This is a genomic window from Oliverpabstia intestinalis, assembly GCF_009696065.1.
Lineage (GTDB): Bacteria > Bacillota > Clostridia > Lachnospirales > Lachnospiraceae > Oliverpabstia > Oliverpabstia intestinalis.
This window is the reverse complement of sequence record NZ_VUMS01000002.1, coordinates 56,798-75,712: the sequence shown is the minus strand read 5'-3', so window position 1 is coordinate 75,712 and position 18,915 is coordinate 56,798. Positions and strand designations below refer to the sequence as shown.

Here is an 18,915-nt window from a genome sequence, read left to right as displayed (position 1 = left end):
CCGAAGTTCTTATGTATCATGCAACTATTCAGTACCCTCACAGTTACGAGTCAAAATGCATTTCTAATCACCTTCGGTAATGGATTTTTGCCTTGTACGTCTCGGGATTTTGTCAAAAACATGCCAAAACACCTCGCGGAATACTACCTACTGATTAGCTGCTTTATTATTGACACAGGGAGGTCTGTATGATTACGTTAAATCAATCCTATACTTATGAAGAACTCCTCCGCAATCTGCAGGAATCCGGAACGCAGTACCCGGAATCCACGATTTACAAAAAAGTAGGGGAGAGCCATGATGAACGACCAATTCCGATGCTCCGTGTCGGATCGGGACTGGATACACTGATCCTGACAGCCGGTATCCATGGAAAAGAATCCATCAATCCGGTACTTCTGACCCGGATGGCACAGGAATATTGTCAGGCATATCAGGATAACTCATATATGGGGAATTATCCGGTGCGGGAATTGCTCAACCACTGTTCCATCTGTTTTCTTCCCGTTGTCAACCCGGACGGTTATGTCATTGCCACCGAAAGTTTCAGTGCCATCCGCAATCCCATTCTCCGTCAGGCATGTAAGATGCGCGGTGTGGACTGGCCCTACTGGAAATACAATGCCAGAGCAGTCGATATTAACCGGAATTTTCCATGTAAATCCTATATCCAGCAGCAGTTCGGCGAATATCCCGCCAGCGAGCAGGAAACGCAAACGTTGATCCGTGTCTTCGAACAGTGGGATACCATCGGCTACCTCGATTTTCATTCCAGAGGGCGCATTATCTATTATTACAGGCAGGCAATGCCATTTTCCTATAATCAGCGTAACCACAAGCTGGCGCGTTATATGCAGAAATTATCCAATTATTCTCTTGGTAAACAGGAAGAGGAATACCTGTCCCGCTTAAACGGCGGAAGTCCAGTCAATTATTATTCCGAACTGCTGCATAAGCCTGCGATCACCGTAGAGACTGTAGAAGAAAATGCAGATTTCCCCATGGATCCGTCCTGCCAGGAAAGGACATACGAGGAAATCCGTATGCTGCCGCTTGAGATCATCGCGCAATCAGCCGGTAATTCCGAACCGTTGAAAAATCCACAGAAAATCAGATAATAATCTCTTTACATGATGTGAATGGAATTCTATACTGAGTATATGATGATATCCGGCTTTCTAGAGCGTGTCTGAAAAAGGCTCTAGTACAGAATCAGCCGGTATCAAAATCTTTGTATATACGGGGGAATTTCACATATGGATAAAAAAGTAATTCTGATCTCCATCGACGGACTCAGACCGGATGCCGTGGAAACCTGCGGACATCCTTTTGTAAACACACTGAGAGAAAACGGATGCTATTCTCCGGATGCAAGTTCTGTTGTGCCACCGGTTACCCTTCCGGCGCACACCTCGATCTTTTACAGTGTCCCGCCCACCCGCCACGGGATTATCACCAACGACTACATGCCGCCGGTACGACCGATCCGCGGACTGGCAGAACAGCTGGAGCGTGCGGATAAAACCTGCGCTGCTTTCTATGGCTGGGAACCAATGCGTCATGTATGGACATCCGGAAATATGAAATACTCTCTCTTTGTCAATGAATACGAAGAGGATAATTCAGATCTGCTGCTCACGCAGGAAGCCCTTTCCCTGATTGAACGGAAAGAGCCGGATTTTGTATATCTATATCTGGTGGAAACGGACGACAAAGGCGGTCACGACCACGGCTGGATGACATCGGAATATATGCACCGGGTAAATAATGCATTTTCCTGCGTCCAGCAGGTCTACGAAGCTGTCCATGACCGATACACCATCGTGATCACCGCTGACCACGGTGGCCACGACCGGGGACACGGCGAAAATATCCCGGAAGATATGACGATCCCGATGTTTTTCATCGGAAAAGAATTCCCGAAAGCTGTACAGCTGCACGGACTTACCCTGCTTGACCTCGCCCCGACGATTGCAGATCTTATGGATATTCCGAAGGTGAGAGAGTGGGAAGGAACATCGGTATTGGAAAAATTGGGTTGATATATACCCTGAAAATTTACTTATGTGCGGTAAAGAAGTAATAGAAGTGTAAAGAATTTTGCATTTCCTGTCCGATATTACTTTTGATATCTTATAAAAATATTAGGAGAACAGATACTATGACAACACGAGAAGAAGCACTTGCATACGGTTTATCATTTGACAACGTGTACGAAGAAAAACCTTTTCACGATCCCAACTGGCAGCTTGTCCGGGTTCGTGGAAGTAAAAAAGCATTTCTCTGGATCTATGAGCGCAATGGTTTTATCAATCTGAATGTGAAGGTTGCGCCTGAATGGAGAGATTTCTGGCGCTCTGCCTATGATTCGGTAATCGCCGGCTATCATCAGAACAAAGAGCACTGGAACACGATCATTCTGGACGGAACGATCCCGGAAAAAGAGATCCGCCGGATGATCGCCGAAAGTTATGATCTGATCACAGACAGTCCGACCAAACGAATCTACGAAGCGGTTAAGCAGATTCCGAAAGGTCATGTGGCAACCTATGGTCAGGTTGCAGCCATGGCAGGTGAACCGAAGATGGCAAGAGCTGTGGGAAATGCCCTGCACAAGAACCCGGATCCGGAACACATTCCCTGTTTCCGTGTCGTCAACGCCAAAGGAGAACTCGCCGGAGCATTCGCTTTTGGCGGTGAGCAGGTACAGGCTCAGCTTCTGGAAGAAGATGGGGTGGAAGTGGTTGACAGGAAGGTCGATCTGGATAAATATGGAATACAGATCAATCCTTGAAGATCATATTAAAGTTTATATAAAAAAAGAATATATGAAATAGCAAAGGTATATTTTCGATACAGAACCATGGGAAGTCTGTTGCCGGAGCAGCCAAATATAAATATACCATGCAATATGAAGATATGCCGGAAGCAGAATGTCCGAACACGATGTTCTGCTTTTTGCGTTGCCAAGCATACGACAAAAAGGTCCGGTGGACCTTTTTTAGTTACTGAGAACAGAGTGAGCAGTACTTTGGGGTCGTAATCATAAAATATTCAAACATTTCTCTTGCAAACTCCTCCCGGATAGTATATCTTTATTTATGATGCGGTTTTTATGCCGTGTCGTTCTTATGTTACAAAAACGTAACTATTCCGTACCTTCATAGTTACGAGGCAAAATGCGTTTAAAATCACCTTCGGTGATGGCATACAGAAAATTCTATTTATATTGAAAAGAGGAAAAGCAAATAGATATGAGAAAATTAGCTTTAGACGATGAAATCCTGCTGACCATCGAGAAGCCGGCCCGATATATCGGCAATGAGATCAATGCAGTGATGAAAGACAAATCGGAAGTTGCGGTCCGGTTTGCCATGTGTTTCCCGGATGTCTACGAAATAGGGATGTCCCATCTCGGAATACAGATCTTATATGATATGTTTAACCAGCGTGACGATATCTGGTGTGAAAGAGTGTATTCCCCGTGGCCGGATATGGACAAAGTGATGCGCGACAAAAAAATCCCGTTGTTCGCACTGGAATCTCAGGATCCGGTGAAGGATTTTGATTTCCTTGGTATCACGATCCAGTATGAGATGTGTTATACCAATATTTTACAGATTCTGGATCTGTCCGGAATTCCCCTGCTGGCCGAAAAGAGGACCTGGGATGATCCGATCGTGATCGGTGGCGGTCCTTGTACCTACAATCCGGAGCCGCTGGCGCAGTTCTTTGATATTTTCTATATCGGAGAAGGTGAGACGGTATATTTCCAGCTGATGGATCTGTATAAAGAAGAACGGGCGAAAGGCAGCAGCCGTATGGAATTTTTAAAGAAAGCGGCACAGATTCCGGGACTGTATGTACCGGCATTGTATGAGGTCTGTTATAAAGAAGACGGAACCATCGCTTCTTTCACCCCAACAGATGCATCCGTTCCTGCATCTGTTGAAAAACAGATTGTTATGGATATTACAGACACGTATTATCCAAAAGCTCCGGTTGTTCCATTTATCAAGGCCACACAGGATCGTGTGGTTCTGGAGATCCAGCGTGGCTGTATCCGCGGATGCCGTTTCTGTCAGGCAGGTATGCTCTACCGTCCGACCAGAGAGCGTGATGTGGATTTCTTAAAACAGAAAGCCGTTGAGATGCTGGATGCCACCGGACACGAAGAGATTTCTCTGAGTTCTTTAAGTTCCAGTGACTATTCACAGCTCCCGGAACTGGTGAATTTCCTGATGGAAGAATGTGACAGACGAGGCGTAAATATTTCCCTTCCATCTCTTCGAATTGATGCGTTCTCCCTGGATGTTATGAAGAAAGTACAGGATATCAAAAAGAGCAGCCTGACATTTGCACCGGAAGCCGGTTCCCAGAGACTGCGTGATGTGATCAACAAAGGTCTGACCCGGGAAGTGATTCTGGAAGGTGCCGGAAAAGCTTTTGAGGGCGGCTGGAATAAAGTGAAACTGTATTTTATGCTCGGACTTCCTACCGAAACCGAGGATGATATGAAAGGTATCGCTCATCTTTGTGAAGAAATCGCGGAACGTTACTACGAGATCCCAAAAGATCAGCGAAACGGAAAATGTCAGATCACAGCAAGTACTTCTTTCTTTGTTCCAAAGCCATTTACCCCATTCCAGTGGGCTCCAATGTGCCGGGAAGAAGAATTCCTTGATCGTGCAAGAATCGTCCGTGAAGAGATCCATGCACAGCTGAATCAGAAAAGTATCCGCTACAACTGGCACGAAGCCGATGTTACTGTTCTGGAGGGTATCCTGGCTCGTGGTGACCGTAAGGTCGGGGATGCGATACTGAAAGCTTACGAACACGGTGCGCTCTTTGATGCCTGGTCAGAGTATTACCATCCGGAATACTGGAAAGAGGCATTTGCCGAGTGTGGTATCGATACTGATTTTTATACCATCAGAGAACGAAGTGATGATGAGATCTTCCCATGGGATTTCATTCATATCGGTGTCACAAAGAAATTCCTGTTACGTGAATGGAAACGTGCCCATGAAGAAACCGTAACGCCGAACTGCCGTATGCAGTGTTCCGGCTGTGGTGCAGCAAAATATCAGGGAGGTGTATGTGTTGAAAGTAAGAGTTAAATTTTCCAAAGAAGGTGCCATGAAATTCATCGGACATCTGGATATCATGCGTTATTTTCAGAAAGCCATCCGAAGAGCCAATATTCCGATCGCTTTCTCAGGCGGATTTTCTCCACATATGATCATGTCGTTTGCGGCCCCTCTCGGCGTTGGTGTCACCAGTGCCGGGGAATACTTTGATATGGAACTGACGGACGATTCCCTGTCTTCCAAAGAGATGGAGAACCGGTTAAATGCAACAATGGCAGAGGGAATGAAAGTGATCAGTGTCCGCCAGATCCCGGACGGAAAAGCAAGTGCCTGCATGTCATTGGTGGCAGCAGCTGATTATACCGTAGCATTCCGCGAGGGAAAAGAACCCTCTGTCGAGTGGAAAAAAGGACAGCTGGAAGCATTTTTTGCACAGGATAGCATCGAGATCCTCAGAAAGACAAAACGAAGCGAGAAAATCACCGATATCAAACCGTGGATCTACAAACTGGAACTGCGCGGTGACAAAGTCTGGATGCAGCTTTCCCAGGGAAGTGTTCACAACCTGAAACCGGAATTAGTGATGGAAGCATTCGCAAAATTCCTCGGAATCGAACTGGAACCATTTGCACTGATGATCCACCGGGAAGAAGTCTATGCCGACCGCGGTGAAGAGGAGATCCCACAGCTGGTATCCCTGGAAGCGTTGGGAGATGTGATTGTATAAAATGGAACGTGTTATCATTACCACTCTCTGTTATCACGGAACAGACTGCCGGGTAGCTGCCTGGCAGTCAAACGGAAAAATCAGCCGAATCTGTCTGGAAGACCCCAGGGGAGAACGTCTGCTCGGAAGTATCCATGTGGGAAAAGTCCAGAAAATTCTCCCGGATATCAAAGGAGCTTTTGTGGAAATTGAAAACCGCACCAGCTGTTATTTCCCTTATACGAAGGAATCTAATTTTCTCTACACAATGCCGAAGAAAGCATCAGAATTACGAGCCGGCGACGAACTTCTGGTGCAGGTTACCCGAGAAGCGATAAAAACCAAAGCCCCCTGCGTGTCTTCGAACCTGAATTTTACCGGAAAATATCTGGTGCTCACGACCGGAAACCGCACAATCGGTATTTCCGCGAAGATTCCATCCGGAAAGCGGGAAAAGTTAAAAGAGTTTCTCGAAGAGCTGATGCCGGAAGACTGCTCGTACGGCATCATTCTTCGAACAAATGGTGCGCTGGCTTCCGCGGAAGAGTTGAAGGAAGAACTGCGGTCACTGGAAACGCAGTTTACACAGCTGTATCAGAAAGCACTGCACACACCCTGCTATACGAAGCTTTCCAAAGGAGAATCGATCACCGCATCCATTCTGAAAGATGTGCACTGGAAAGAAACAGAAAAAATCATCACGGACCAGAAGACGCTGTATGAAGAACTATGTGTTTCCCGTCAGGATATTCCGGTTGCATCGATGTGTGCAATTGAATATTACGAAGATTCCCTGTTGCCGCTTGCAAGGCTCTATAATCTTGAACGGGAGCTCGATCAGGCACTTCAGGAGAAAATCTGGTTAAAATCCGGTGGATTTCTGATAATTCAGCAGACAGAAGCCTTTGTTGCCATCGATGTCAACACCGGTAAACATAGCAGTAAAAAAGATGCAGAAGAAAATTATAAACAGATCAACCGGGAAGCGGCCCTGGAAATTGCAAGGCAGCTCCGGCTTCGTAATCTGTCTGGTATGATTCTGGTTGACTTTATTAATATGAAAAATACCAATGATCAGTCTGAATTGCTCCAATACATGGGTTCACTGGTCAGATCAGACCCGATGCAGACTGTAGTTGTGGATGTAACCGCTCTCGGCATCATGGAGATCACCCGGAAAAAGTCCGCCAAAACCCTTGCAGAACAGCTGCTCCAGCTGAAGAAGGGAGAATAAACTATGCGAGAGAAAACTTTAAAACCGTGGCACGGAGCCGCATTTTTTCTGTTAATTATGATTGTGTTTTTTGTAGTCTGTGTACCGCTGCAGTCTCATTTCGGACTGTATGGTGTGGCCGCTACGGAAATTATTTTATTAATTCTGGCACTGCTATTTGCAAAAGTGATGGGGTATTCCCTGCGCTCTCTGTTTCCGGTGCATTCTCCGGAAGGACTGCCAATGTTAGGAACTATTCTGATGTGGATTTCGTCCTATATCCTTGCAATGGTCGTATCACTGATCCAGTATCGCTTATTTCCCGGAGAAATGGAGACAATCAACGAGGGACTGAATGATGTGATCTACAGCGTACCTTTCTGGGTATCTGTGATCGTAGTTGCGCTGCTTCCGGCAATCTGTGAGGAAGCGGTTCACCGCGGTGTAATCATTCATACCATGTATCGTATCCGAAAAGAATGGCTGGTCGTTCTGATCATGGGTATCTATTTTGGTCTCTTTCATGCAAACCCACTTCGTTTCCTGCCTACTGCGATCCTGGGAGCAGTTATGTCCTATATTATGTTGGAGACAGAAAATATGGTATATTCCTCCGCATTTCATATGATAAATAATCTGGTTCCCATGGTGCTGCAGGAATTTCTTCTGAAAACGTCTCAGCTACAGCAGGCGCAAAATCAGCTTACCGGTACTGATGGAACCATGACGGTTCCTCTGATTTCCATCGGTGTTTATCTGATCCTTGGAGCAGCTGTTCCTTTCGGAATGTACCTGGGCAATTATCTGTTACACAGACGAGATAATGTAAAACAACCGTTTTTCCCGAAAGAACAGATGAATCGCACAGTACTCAAAATTGCAATTCCATCCGCAGTTTTCTTCATTGCAGGAATCATTTGTTTTGGATGTGGAATTTATTTTGAGTCCATGTTATAATTATATTATTGAGCTAAAATGACGTATATTATTGAAAACCGTTACAGCAGTGTAAAAGGAGGAACAAAAGTATGGGCAATGTTGCCATCGTCACCGACAGTAACAGTGGTATCTCACAGGCAGAAGGAAAAGAACTTGGAATCTATGTGATCCCGATGCCTTTCTTAGTAGATGGAAAATTATATTTTGAAGATGTGGATATGAACAAAGAACAGTTCTATCATTTTCTTGAAAACGATGCAGACTTATCTACTTCTCAGCCGTCACCCGGTGATGTGATGGATCTGTGGGATAAACTTTTAAAAGAATATGATGAAATCGTGCACATTCCGATGTCCAGCGGACTTAGTGCATCCTGCTCTACCGCTATGGGACTTGCCCGGGATTATGATGGGAAGGTACAGGTAGTCGATAACCAGAGGATCTCCGTTACCATGCAGCAGTCTGTAATGGATGCGAAACATCTTGTTGCTGCCGGAAAGTCGGCTGCACAGATTAAAGAAATTCTGGAAAAAGAGGCACTGGAATCCAGCATTTATCTGATGGTAGACACCTTAAAATATCTGAAAAAAGGTGGTCGTATTACACCGTCAGCAGCACTTCTTGGCTCTGCTTTGAACCTGAAACCGATTTTGCAGATTCAGGGAGACAAACTCGATGCCTACAAAAAAGTCCGTGGTGTCAAAGCTGCCAAAAAGAACATGCTGGAAGCCATGAAAAAAGATGTGGAAGGCCGTTTTTCCGATTATGTCACAAAAGGACAGTTAAAACTTCATGTAGCCTATACCACCGATGAAGAAACTGCAAGACAATGGAAGGAAGAAGTGCAGAGCGTGTTCCCGGATATTACCATCTCACGAATGGATCCATTATCTTTCAGTGTCACCTGCCATACCGGTCCGGGTGTACTAGCAATTGCGGCATCACATGGACTGGATGGTGTTGAATAACTGTCGTATTCTATTATAATAATATTTCAAGAAAATTTTCAAAAAGCAGTTGACGAATCCAAAAAAGCATGGTAATATTACGAAGTATGCCGCACAAAGAGGTAGAAGAGCTCGAAAGAGCCACCATATTTGGCGAGTAATGATAATAGGAGGTGTGCCATATGTACGCAATTATTGCAACAGGTGGTAAACAGTACAAAGTAGCCGAAGGCGATATCATTAGAGTAGAAAAGCTTGGTGTAGAAGCTGGAGAGACTGTTACATTTGACCAGGTACTTGCTGTAAACAACGACGGTTTAAAAGTAGGAGCTGACGTAGCTAATGCCAGCGTTACTGCATCTGTAGTTGAAAACGGAAAAGCTAAAAAAGTAATCGTTTACAAGTATAAGAGAAAAACTGGTTATCACAAGAAAAACGGACATAGACAGCAGTTCACAAAAGTGAAAATCGAAAAGATCAACGCTTAATCAGGTGGTCTGATGACAAAAGTTACGTTTTATCAGAATTCAGAAAATCAGTGTGTAGGCTTTACCAGTGAGGATCATGCAGGATATGCTCAGGAAGGTGAAGATATTGTCTGCGCCGGTATCTCTGCACTGGTGATCAATACGGTGAATTCTATTGAGGCCTTTACAGAAGATGAGTTTACGATTGATGTGGATGAATCATCTGCACGTATTCATTTTATGATAAAGAACAAGCCTTCCAAAGAAAGTCTCCTGCTGCTGAATTCGTTGATTCTCGGATTACAGAGAATGGAAGATGAACAGTACACAGAATTTATTGATATAATCTTCGAGGAGGTGTAAAAACCATGTTAAATATGAACCTTCAATTTTTTGCTCATAAAAAAGGAGTTGGTTCTACTAAGAACGGTAGAGATTCCGAATCCAAAAGATTGGGAGCAAAAAGAGCTGACGGACAGTTTGTAAAAGCTGGTAATATCCTTTACAGACAGCGTGGAACCAAGATTCATCCGGGTGTAAACGTTGGACGTGGTAAAGACGATACTCTGTTTGCATTAGTAGACGGTGTTGTTCGTTTTGAAAGAAAAGGAAGAGATAAGAAACAGGTTTCTATCGTTCCGGTAGCTGAATAAGCATATGCAGCGGGCTTCAAATCAGAATGGTTTGGAGCCTTCTTTTTATATATTCGATAACAGGAACAGCGACATCATAATTTTAGTTCACTGTTTCCATCTAATATTGACAGATAGGAGAAAAATATGTTTGCAGACAGAGCAAAGATCGTGATCCGTTCCGGTAAAGGCGGGGACGGGCATGTAAGCTTCCGTAGAGAGTTGTTTGTGCCAAACGGTGGTCCGGATGGCGGTGATGGCGGTCGCGGAGGTGATGTGATTTTTGAAGTGGACGAAGGTCTGAATACGTTGAATGAATTTCGTCACAAAAGAAAATATGCAGCACAAAATGGCGAACAGGGCGGAAAAAAACGATGCCATGGAGCCGATGGAAAAGATATCACACTGCGTGTTCCGGAAGGAACCGTTGTCTACGAAGCAGAAAGCGGTAAAGTAATCGCAGATATGTCCGGTGAAAATCGCCGGCAGGTGATCTTAAAAGGCGGTCGCGGCGGTAAAGGAAACATGCACTATGCAACTGCCACCATGCAGGTTCCGAAGTACGCGCAGCCAGGCCAGCCGGCCCAGGAGCTGGAAGTACGTCTGGAACTGAAAGTCATCGCAGATGTGGGACTGGTTGGATATCCAAATGTAGGAAAATCTACATTTCTTTCCCGTGTAACTAATGCACAGCCAAAGATCGCCAACTATCATTTTACTACCCTTACACCAAATCTTGGTGTGGTAGATCTCGATGGTGCTGACGGTTTTGTTATCGCGGATATTCCGGGACTCATCGAAGGTGCATCGGAAGGTGTGGGACTGGGACATCAGTTCCTGCGTCACATCGAGAGAACCCGTGTCATGATCCATATTGTGGATGCCGCTTCCACGGAGGGCAGAGATCCGGTAGATGATGTCTATAAGATCAATGCAGAATTAAAGGCATATAACGCCGATATTGCTTCCAGACCACAGGTAATCGCAGCCAATAAAGTGGATGTGATCTATCCTGACGGAGAAGATCCGATTCAGCGTCTGAAGGACGAATTTGAGCCACAGGGCGTAAAAGTATTTCCTATTTCTGCCGTTACCGGCAAAGGTGTGAAAGAACTTTTATACCATGTAAAATCTCTTTTGGATTCCATTGAGAAAAAACAGATTATTTTCGAGCAGGAATTCTTCCCGGAAGACGTTCTTATTGCGGAAAATCTGCCATATACCGTAGAAAAACTCGACGATGGTCATACTTATGTGGTAGAAGGACCAAAGATTGAGAAGATGCTTGGATATACCAACCTGGATTCTGAAAAAGGATTCGCTTTCTTCCAGAAGTTCCTGAAAGACGGCGGTATTCTTGAAGAACTGGAACAGGCAGGTATTGAAGAGGGAGACACTGTCCGTATGTACGGATTTGAATTTGATTATTACAAATAAAGGAGAGTTTATGACAAGCAAACAAAGAGCATATCTGAAAAGTATTGCCATGACAACAGAACCAATCCTGCAGATCGGCAAATCCAGTCTGACGCCGGAATTTACCCAGTCCGCAAAGGAAGCCCTGGAAGCAAGAGAACTGATTAAGATCAGCGTATTACAGAACTGTATGGACGATCCAAAAGAAATCGCCCGTGTTCTGGCTGAACGGACCGGTTCCCAGGTTGTTCAGGTTATCGGTAAGAAAATCGTTCTTTATAAAGAAGGAAAAAAAGAGAAGAAAAAGATTCAGCTTCCGTAAGGAGAACATCATGAAAAAACGAATTGGAATTATGGGGGGAACCTTTGATCCGATTCATATAGGACATCTGATTCTGGCAGAAAAGGCTTATGAGGAACTGGCTCTCGATGAGGTCTGGTTTATGCCTTCCGGAAATCCTCCCCACAAACAGAACCGTGAGGGACGTGCAAGTGATCAGCAGCGGGTGGAGATGGTGCGAAAATCTATCGCTGACAATCCACATTTCCGTCTTTCCACAGAAGAGATGCATCCGGACGGATATACGTATACTTATGAGACACTGGAGCGGCTGCATAAGAAATATCCGGATCAAACGTATTATTTTATCATCGGTGCAGATTCTCTGTATGATTTTGACACGTGGTGCAGACCGGATCGGATCTGTAAGGCAGCCAGTCTGCTGGTAGCTACAAGAAATGCTGTTCCGGAAGAATCCCTGAAAGAACAAATGTTATATCTGGAAGAAAAATACAAGGGGAATTTTATCCAGCTGCACACTCCCAACCTAGAAATTTCCTCACAGACACTCCGTGACTGGATCCGTCAGGGAAAAAGCGTACGGTATTATCTTGTGGATGAGGTATATACTTATATTCGCGAAGAAGGAATCTACCGGGCATAGTCCCGGATTCCTCTCTTGGAAATTACAAAAGATGAAGAATGCAGGAGGAATGTTATGGAAGAACAGAAGTTCAATCTGATGAAGATTGCCGGAAAGCTGAAAAAATATCTGGACGAAGACCGTCTCTGGCATACTCTCGGTGTGATGCAGATGAGTGCATCCCTGGCAATCCGCTATGATTATCCTATGGAACGCGCACAGCTGGCAGGTCTTCTTCATGACTGTGCCAAATGTATTCCGGCAAAGAAAAAGCTGAAAATCTGTAAAGATAATAAGATTCCGGTCACAGACTTTGAGAGAGAGCATACCTTTTTACTCCATGCCAAAGTAGGTGCCTGGGTAGCCCGGGAAAAATATGGTGTAACAGATCCTGAAATCTTAAGTGCAATCACCTGGCATACTACCGGAAAAGAAAACATGACACTTCTGGAAAAGATTGTATATATTGCGGACTATATCGAGCCGGCAAGGAATAAAGCTCCAAGACTTGCTGAGATTCGTAAGATTGCTTTTGAGAATCTGGATCTCTGCATGTATGAGATTCTGCATGACACCCTGGAGTATCTGGACGATGACCCACAGGACATCGATCAGGCAACAATACAGGCCTATAATTACTATAGCGACTTGATTAATACAAAATAAGGAGAACATAAAATGACAGATGCAAAAAAAATGGCACTGCTGGCATGTGAAGCTTTGGAAGATAAAAAAGCTTCTGATATTAAAGTAATTGATATCGAACAGATTACCACTCTGGCTGATTATTTTATCATCGCAAGCGGAAGTAATCGTAACCAGGTACAGGCAATGGCGGATAATGTAGACGAAGTACTGGGAAAAGCCGGTTATCAGCTCAAACAGACGGAAGGCTATTCCAGTGCGAACTGGATCCTGCTGGACTACGGTGACATCGTAATTCATCTTTTCGACGAAGAGAACAGACTGTTCTATGATCTTGAACGTATCTGGCGAGACGGAAAAGTGATGGATGCGAAAGAGCTGAAAGAAGAACAGTAAATGCATTTTTGCTCGTAACTGTGAAGGTACTGAACAGTTACGATATATCGCAGATAAAGAAAAAGAGTACAGAAACTGATTAGGATTTTCTGTACTCTTTTTTTCGATTACTCATAACAGACCATCGAATCTCATTTTACATTTATTTTAAAGAGATTATTCCATAAACCGATATACACCGATGACCTTGCCAAGAATTTGCAACTGATCATATACGATGATCGGATCCATGTAATCGTTTTCCGGCTGGAGACGATAACAGTCTTTTTCTTTGTAAAATCTTTTTACTGTAGCAGAATCATCTACCAGAGCTACTACAATATCACCATTCTGTGCATCTGCAGTCTGCTCTACAATTACTTTATCACCATCAAGAATCCCTGCATTGATCATACTTTCCCCAACAACATTCAGAATAAAGGTCTGTGCGTTCGGCATAAATTCCGCCGGAATAGGAAAATAACTTTCCACATTCTCGATCGCCAGCAGTGGTTCACCGGCTGCCACACGGCCTAATACCGGAACATTCACCATCTCTCTGCGCACCAGGTTAAAGTTGTCATCCACGATTTCAATTGCTCTCGGTTTGGTAGGATCACGTCGGATATAGCCATTCTTTTCCAGACTCTCCAGGTGTGCATGAACAGAAGACGTGGACTTCAGGTTTACCGCTTCACAAATTTCACGTACCGCAGGTGGAAATCCCCTGTTCAGAATTTCGTTTTTGATATATTCCAAAATTTCCCGTTGTTTATCTGTAATTTTCCCGTATGCCATAGCCGAATCCTCCCGAACATCTGATTCTCTTTTTCTTTATTATATATCTATTTGCATCTGTAATTGTATTTTTCTGACTTCATTACAAATTCTGTAATTATTTAATTATAATGATAACATATACACACTTAAAATGCAAACACATATTCCGAAAATCTGTTCGGATTTTCTCCAAAATCATATTGACAAACGGATGTTCGAGATCTATAATAAATTCACAGTTAAAGAACAAATGTTCGCAAACATATGTTTTAAAAGTATGGGAGGAATTTACTATGATGAAAGAATACAAAGGAAAGACAACTGTTACACGAAGCACTCGCAGAAATGTACACCCCGGAAAATGTCGTACCAGAAAAACAAAATGCAGACATCTCCCTTTTGCCAGTATGTTTTTGATCTGTCTGGCAACAGTTGCCATACTCCGTTTTACCAGCGTCGATGCAAATGCAGATGTGCAGAAACGTTATAAATACTATACTAACGTTTATGTAGACCGTGATACCACTTTGTGGGGTGTTTCCCAGAAATACATCAGTGATGAATATACAAATATCCGCGCTTACATGGAAGAAGTGAAAAGCATTAACCATCTTCCGGATGATCAGCTGATCTATGGAACTACCATCTGTGTACCGTATTACTCCGATGAATACAGGTAATAAATATAGTTTACTTTAACTCGTGAAGTCCCGGAATAATTATTGATTAGAAAAATTAATAATTAGTTTGTTATTTATTACAAAAAAGGGTGTTCAAATATCTTATCTCCATATATAATAAATAAATAACACCAAGGAGGAAAAAGATAGTATGAGTACCAAAGAAACAGGTCATTCCAGACAGATGGACAAAGCGTTATTTGATTTCTACGGAAAGCCATCGTTCGGACAAGTTATGCCACTGGCGATCCAGCATGTACTTGCCATGATTGTCGGATGTGTAACCCCATCCATCATTGTTGCCGGTGTAGCAGGACTTTCCCAGAAGGATTCCGTTATTCTGATCCAGGCTGCTCTGGTAATGTCAGCACTTACCACGTTATTACAGTTATTTCCCTTTATAAAAACCAGGTGGTTCGCCATCGGTGCCGGACTTCCGGTTATGATGGGTATCAGTTTTGCCTACGTGCCAAGTATGCAGGCAATCGCAGGCGAGTATGATATTGCCACCATTCTCGGCGCACAAATCGTCGGCGGTATTGTTGCTTTACTGGTTGGATTAAACATCAAGCGAATCCGCAAGTTTTTCCCACCATTGATTACCGGAACGGTAGTTTTTGCTATCGGATTATCTTTATATCCAACTGCCATCAATTACATGGCCGGCGGTGCGAGCAGTGAGAATTACGGTTCCTGGCAGAACTGGCTGGTGGCCGTTATCACGCTGATTATTGTAACTTTCCTGAATCATTATGGTAAAGGAATCTGGAAACTGGCATCTATTCTAATTGGTATCATGGGAGGCTATATTGTAGCACTTTGTTTTGGCATGATTGATTTTTCTTCTGTATCCAATGCATCATTTTTCCAACTTCCAAAGCCAATGCATTTTGGAATTACCTTTGAACCTTCATCCTGTGTAGCTATCGCCATTTTATTTGCAATCAATGCTGTACAGGCGATCGGTGATTTTTCTGCCACAACAACCGGTGCTATGGACCGTATGCCTACTGATAAAGAATTAACCGGTGGAATTGTAGGATATGGTATCAGCAATATTATCAGTGCATTTTTCGGTGGACTGCCTACCGCAACCTACAGTCAGAACGTCGGTATTGTTTCCACGACAAAGGTAACAAGCAGGAGAGTAATGGGTACAGCTGCAGTCATCTTACTTGCAGCCGGTCTGATCCCGAAATTTTCATCTTTACTTACTACCATACCTTATTGTGTACTTGGAGGTGCAACCATCTCTGTATTTGCATCCATAGCCATGACCGGTATGAAACTAATTGCTTCGGAAGAGCTGAATTTCCGAAACACCACTATCGTAGGTCTGGCAATCGCTGTTGGTATGGGTGTTACGCAGGCAAGCGCATCTCTTGCACAGTTCCCTGACTGGGTAACTACAATTTTCGGAAAATCCCCGGTTGTTCTTGCTACAATTTCTGCGATTGTCTTGAATTTGATTCTTCCAAAGCAGCTCGATCCGAAAACAAAATAAAAACAGACTAATATTTGAAAAGATGTATAGGAAAAAATAAGTTATACTAATTATATTTCTATACATCTTTTTTAATTGACACCAGCGTTTTTTCTATAGATTAGATTGGGTAAATCTCTGGTATTTCTACACATATGATTCTATAATAAAAATATATCTGATATTAGCTGTTCCAAACTAATGTACAATTTGTTAGAACGATTTATATCGGATGATAAAAACGATAAGGAGATTTTATACTGTTTATGAGTCTGACATTGCAGCATGGACGTCCGGAAAATATGACAGAACGTCTGAAAAAAGAGCAAAAAGTATATGAATTACTGGATCTATTACATATCGAATATGACCGAGTGGATCACGAACCGGCGATGCATATGGATGTGTGTGAAGAAATCGATAAGGTCCTGAAAGCCGCAACATGTAAAAACCTGTTTTTATGCAACCGTCAAAAAACCGATTTTTATCTGTTATTGATTCCGAGAGAGAAAATATTCAAAACAAAGGATTTATCTGCGCAGATTGGTAGTTCCCGGTTATCCTTTGGAACTGCGGACTATATGGAAGAATTTCTGGATGTGACTCCCGGCTCTGTGAGCATCCTAGGATTAATGAATGACACTGATCATCGGGTTCGTCTGTTAGTCGACAGCGATGTACTGAAAGAAGAATACCTGGGATGTCATCCATGCATCAATACATCCAGTTTACGTTTAAAAACAAAAGATATATTTAACACATTTCTGAATGCCGTAGATCACAATATGACAGAAGTTCATTTATAAATATCTAAACCTAATTACGTTTCCCTCGTTAATCTATTTGAAAAACTGCGGTTTGTCGTATAGATTGACAGGTCTCTTTTTCTATGATACAATCCATATATCAACTTATTCTGAAAGGACTTTTTATTATGGATCGAGTCACTTATCATGATCAGACCGACATGCAGAATGTTTTAAAACTCCGTGAAGTTCTCCGTACTCTTCCGGAATTCTGCAGGGATTATTTTCGGGCGATTGATGCAACTACAACGACAAAAACCAGGATTTCATACGCATACGATATACGGATTTTTTTCCAGTTTCTGGTACAGGAAAACCCCTTATTTAAAGGTTATAAGCTAACGGATCTGACAATTGATGTACTAGATCAGGTTCAGGCTCTTGATATCGAGGAATATAAGGAATATTTAAAGGTTTATAAGGATGAACGGGACACTTTTATCACCAATGGAGAAACCGGCGTAAAACGCAAAATTTCAACGCTACGGAGCTTTTATAATTATTATTTTCGTCTTGAACTGATCAAGACAAATCCTCCGGCTTTAATTGACATTCCTAAAATTCATGAAAAGGCTATTATCCGCCTGGATGTCGATGAAGTTGCCATGCTGCTGGATTATATCGAACATGCCGGGGATCAGCTTTCCGGTCAGCGAAAAGCTTACTATGAAAAAACAAAAGTCCGGGATCTTGCATTGATCACACTCCTTTTAGGAACCGGTATTCGTGTATCTGAATGTGTTGGGCTGGATGTTGAGGATGTGGATTTTAAAAATGATGCGATAAAAGTTACACGAAAAGGTGGTAATGAAATGTTTGTGTATTTTGGTGAAGAGGTAGAAAAAGCGCTTCTCGACTATCTCGAAGTACGAGCGACTATTACGCCGATTGCCGGACACGAACACGCTCTCTTCTATTCCATTCAGAGAAAACGTATGAGTATTCAGGCTGTGGAAAATCTCGTAAAAAAATATGCAAAACAAATTACTTCCACAAAGAAAATCACGCCACATAAGCTCCGAAGCACATATGGTACTGCCTTATATCGGGAAACCGGTGATATTTATCTGGTAGCCGACGTATTAGGCCATAAAGACGTTAATACCACCAGAAAACACTATGCAGCTATCGGTGATGAACGACGCAGAAAGGCAGCATCCGCTCTTCGTCTTCGTGAAAATCCCGATTCTTAAAGCCATTCGTTCTTTATATTTATTTTAGTTTAAATCAATAATTGAACCACCGGACCAATTATTGATATGCAATGCAACGAGATAAAATACGATTTGCGAATTATACTCGTTATGCAATGCAAAAAAAGCAGCGTTTGCATTTAAGCGAACGCTGCTTCATCTAAAATAATTGTAAACGGTCCATCATTCACAAGAGCAACTTTCATATCTGCTCCAAAAATCCCCTGTTCAACAACCGAAACCTGTTCTTTTGCTCTTTCTATCAGATATTCATACAACTCTTCTGCTTTTTGAGGATCTCCGGCATCCGTAAAGCCTGGTCGATTTCCATGTCTGCAATTTGCGTATAAAGTAAATTGAGACACCAGCAAAAGTTGTCCTCCTATGTCCATCAGAGAACGATTTGTCTTGCCGTTCTCATCTTCAAAAATTCGTAACTGTAATAGTTTTTTCAGATATTTATCCACCACTTCTGTAGTATCATCTTTCCCTACACCAATCAGGACCATCAATCCCTTTTCAATCGCCCCTACTGTTTTTCCATCCACAGAAACACTGGCTTCCTGACATCTTTGTATTACAAACTTCATGACTTTTTCTCCTTCTGTATATCATATCAT

Annotated in this window: 22 protein-coding genes; 20 read left to right on the top strand and 2 right to left on the bottom strand. The window is 43.0% G+C overall.

Going from position 1 to position 18,915, the window contains the following annotated elements; genetic code table 11:
- Positions 1-188: 188 nt before the first annotated feature.
- The 16 genes from FYJ57_RS01235 (at position 189) to rsfS (ending at position 13,374) form a co-directional block, all read left to right on the top strand.
- Positions 189-1,118, top strand: coding sequence for a M14 family zinc carboxypeptidase (locus tag FYJ57_RS01235; RefSeq protein ID WP_154431226.1), 930 nt, complete (start codon positions 189-191; stop codon positions 1,116-1,118).
- Between the two features lie 138 nt (positions 1,119-1,256).
- The gene (locus tag FYJ57_RS01230) at positions 1,257-2,042 is read left to right on the top strand and encodes an alkaline phosphatase family protein (protein WP_154431225.1); all 786 of its coding nucleotides are present in this window, start codon (positions 1,257-1,259) and stop codon (positions 2,040-2,042) included.
- A 119-nt stretch (positions 2,043-2,161) separates the two neighbouring features.
- Entirely contained in the window at positions 2,162-2,794 is a 633-nt protein-coding gene (locus FYJ57_RS01225; protein WP_154431224.1) for a methylated-DNA--[protein]-cysteine S-methyltransferase, read from the top strand.
- 460 nt (positions 2,795-3,254) lie between these two features.
- Positions 3,255-5,120, top strand: coding sequence for a TIGR03960 family B12-binding radical SAM protein (locus FYJ57_RS01220; protein WP_154431223.1), 1,866 nt, complete (start codon positions 3,255-3,257; stop codon positions 5,118-5,120).
- The gene (locus tag FYJ57_RS01215) at positions 5,101-5,817 is read left to right on the top strand and encodes a TIGR03936 family radical SAM-associated protein (protein ID WP_022172490.1); all 717 of its coding nucleotides are present in this window, start codon (positions 5,101-5,103) and stop codon (positions 5,815-5,817) included. Before FYJ57_RS01220 ends, FYJ57_RS01215 begins: the two co-directional genes overlap by 20 nt.
- Before the next feature lies 1 nt (position 5,818).
- On the top strand, positions 5,819-7,030 hold the full coding sequence (locus FYJ57_RS01210) for a ribonuclease E/G (protein WP_154431222.1): 1,212 nt from the start codon (positions 5,819-5,821) through the stop codon (positions 7,028-7,030).
- Between the two features lie 3 nt (positions 7,031-7,033).
- A complete protein-coding gene (locus tag FYJ57_RS01205) occupies positions 7,034-7,966 on the top strand; it encodes a CPBP family intramembrane glutamic endopeptidase (protein WP_154431221.1) in 933 nt (310 codons plus the stop codon).
- Between the two features lie 71 nt (positions 7,967-8,037).
- On the top strand, positions 8,038-8,916 hold the full coding sequence (locus FYJ57_RS01200; RefSeq protein WP_154431220.1) for a DegV family protein: 879 nt from the start codon (positions 8,038-8,040) through the stop codon (positions 8,914-8,916).
- A gap of 161 nt (positions 8,917-9,077) precedes the next feature.
- On the top strand, positions 9,078-9,383 hold the full coding sequence (gene rplU, locus FYJ57_RS01195; protein WP_022172494.1) for a 50S ribosomal protein L21: 306 nt from the start codon (positions 9,078-9,080) through the stop codon (positions 9,381-9,383).
- A gap of 12 nt (positions 9,384-9,395) precedes the next feature.
- Entirely contained in the window at positions 9,396-9,725 is a 330-nt protein-coding gene (locus FYJ57_RS01190; protein WP_022172495.1) for a ribosomal-processing cysteine protease Prp, read from the top strand.
- 5 nt (positions 9,726-9,730) lie between these two features.
- Complete coding sequence (rpmA, locus tag FYJ57_RS01185; protein WP_022172496.1) at positions 9,731-10,015, top strand: 50S ribosomal protein L27; 285 nt, start codon at positions 9,731-9,733, stop codon at positions 10,013-10,015.
- Between the two features lie 126 nt (positions 10,016-10,141).
- Positions 10,142-11,431 carry a GTPase ObgE gene (obgE, locus tag FYJ57_RS01180; RefSeq protein WP_022172497.1) on the top strand — a complete coding sequence of 430 codons (1,290 nt, stop codon included), beginning with the start codon at positions 10,142-10,144 and terminating at the stop codon, positions 11,429-11,431.
- Positions 11,432-11,441: 10 nt separating this feature from the next.
- Positions 11,442-11,732, top strand: coding sequence for a ribosome assembly RNA-binding protein YhbY (yhbY, locus tag FYJ57_RS01175; RefSeq protein WP_022172498.1), 291 nt, complete (start codon positions 11,442-11,444; stop codon positions 11,730-11,732).
- Positions 11,733-11,742: 10 nt separating this feature from the next.
- Positions 11,743-12,354: a nicotinate-nucleotide adenylyltransferase gene (nadD, locus tag FYJ57_RS01170; RefSeq protein WP_118316548.1), complete on the top strand. Its 612-nt coding sequence runs from the start codon at positions 11,743-11,745 to the stop codon at positions 12,352-12,354.
- 54 nt (positions 12,355-12,408) lie between these two features.
- Positions 12,409-12,999 carry a bis(5'-nucleosyl)-tetraphosphatase (symmetrical) YqeK gene (yqeK, locus tag FYJ57_RS01165; RefSeq protein ID WP_022172500.1) on the top strand — a complete coding sequence of 197 codons (591 nt, stop codon included), beginning with the start codon at positions 12,409-12,411 and terminating at the stop codon, positions 12,997-12,999.
- A 12-nt stretch (positions 13,000-13,011) separates the two neighbouring features.
- A complete protein-coding gene (gene rsfS / locus FYJ57_RS01160) occupies positions 13,012-13,374 on the top strand; it encodes a ribosome silencing factor (RefSeq protein ID WP_022172501.1) in 363 nt (120 codons plus the stop codon).
- 156 nt (positions 13,375-13,530) lie between these two features.
- Here rsfS and lexA read toward each other — a convergent pair whose 3' ends face one another.
- Positions 13,531-14,151, bottom strand: coding sequence for a transcriptional repressor LexA (gene lexA, locus FYJ57_RS01155; protein WP_022172502.1), 621 nt, complete (start codon positions 14,149-14,151; stop codon positions 13,531-13,533).
- A gap of 275 nt (positions 14,152-14,426) precedes the next feature.
- Here lexA and FYJ57_RS01150 point away from each other — a divergent pair, with 275 nt between their 5' ends.
- From FYJ57_RS01150 to FYJ57_RS01135, 4 genes are all read left to right on the top strand, one after another.
- A complete protein-coding gene (locus tag FYJ57_RS01150; RefSeq protein WP_154431219.1) occupies positions 14,427-14,813 on the top strand; it encodes a hypothetical protein in 387 nt (128 codons plus the stop codon).
- Between the two features lie 151 nt (positions 14,814-14,964).
- Positions 14,965-16,317 (top strand): uracil-xanthine permease family protein, encoded by a 1,353-nt coding sequence (locus tag FYJ57_RS01145; protein ID WP_154431218.1) that lies wholly within the window; start codon positions 14,965-14,967, stop codon positions 16,315-16,317.
- Positions 16,318-16,568: 251 nt separating this feature from the next.
- Positions 16,569-17,102 (top strand): prolyl-tRNA synthetase associated domain-containing protein, encoded by a 534-nt coding sequence (locus tag FYJ57_RS01140; RefSeq protein WP_154431321.1) that lies wholly within the window; start codon positions 16,569-16,571, stop codon positions 17,100-17,102.
- A gap of 128 nt (positions 17,103-17,230) precedes the next feature.
- On the top strand, positions 17,231-18,295 hold the full coding sequence (locus FYJ57_RS01135; protein ID WP_154431217.1) for a tyrosine-type recombinase/integrase: 1,065 nt from the start codon (positions 17,231-17,233) through the stop codon (positions 18,293-18,295).
- Positions 18,296-18,435: 140 nt separating this feature from the next.
- Here the strand turns inward: FYJ57_RS01135 and dtd are convergent, their stop codons facing one another.
- Positions 18,436-18,885, bottom strand: coding sequence for a D-aminoacyl-tRNA deacylase (gene dtd / locus FYJ57_RS01130; protein ID WP_154431216.1), 450 nt, complete (start codon positions 18,883-18,885; stop codon positions 18,436-18,438).
- Positions 18,886-18,915: the final 30 nt, after the last annotated feature.